The organism is Stenotrophomonas acidaminiphila (genome assembly GCF_001431595.1).
Classification (GTDB): Bacteria; Pseudomonadota; Gammaproteobacteria; order Xanthomonadales; family Xanthomonadaceae; genus Stenotrophomonas; species Stenotrophomonas acidaminiphila.
Genome location: NZ_LDJO01000123.1, coordinates 1 through 729, shown reverse-complemented (window position 1 = coordinate 729; position 729 = coordinate 1). Strand labels below are relative to the sequence as shown.

2 protein-coding genes are annotated in these 729 nt (G+C 64.5%); both read right to left on the bottom strand.

All coding sequences use genetic code 11. From position 1 onward, the window contains the following. A partial coding sequence (locus ABB33_RS17950) for a protein-disulfide reductase DsbD domain-containing protein (protein WP_211260900.1) occupies window positions 1–478 on the bottom strand: 478 nt, incomplete at its 3' end. Continuing rightward, a partial coding sequence (locus tag ABB33_RS18835) for a TlpA family protein disulfide reductase (RefSeq protein ID WP_211260899.1) occupies window positions 462–729 on the bottom strand: 268 nt, incomplete at its 5' end. The genes ABB33_RS17950 and ABB33_RS18835, both read right to left, overlap by 17 nt.

Below are 729 nucleotides of genomic sequence, written 5' to 3'. Positions count from 1 at the left end.
CGCTGACCGGCATCCGCAAGCTCAATGCCGCCTTGCCCGGAATGCACACCGTCTCGCACATCAACCAGCGTGCCTGCGCTTTCAGTTCCACCACGCTGCCGGCTGGCAAGTCTGCCGGGGCAATCAGCCGCACCGGCAGATATGACAAGCCCTCATAGCCATGCCCGGTGATATTGCCTTCGCGGTCGCGCACCAGGATGGGCGTCGGCCACTGGATGGCCTCGGCGGTCCATCCCGGCGGCAGTTCCCACATCAGCTTGGTCGGCAGGCCGGTGCCGGCGTTCTTCCAGAAGCTGTGCCAATGCGGGTCATGCTGCATGCGCAGGGCCAGCTGCAACGGCTGCCCAGGCTGCACCGAGCGCTGTGCGGCAACCAGCTCGGCCTGCACCTGCGCCAGTACCGTGCCCGGCAGCAGTACCGCAAGCAACAGCAGCGTGCTCATCGCCACACGGCGGAGTGCATCAACGTGCAGACGCATCTTCAACCTTCTTGATCTGCGCGCGCACCGCACGCTCCACATCCCACTCGCGCATGCCGACACCGACAATGGTGCCGTCACCGGCAATCAGATAGTTCTGCGGCAGCTGCACCACACCATAGGTCTGCGCCGCACTGTCCTCGAAACCCGGTGCCTGCAGGTTGATCCACGGCAAGTCATTGCTGCCGCCCTCTTCCTGCATGGCCTTGGTCCAATCGGCCTTGTCCTCATCCAGCGACACCGCGTAGATC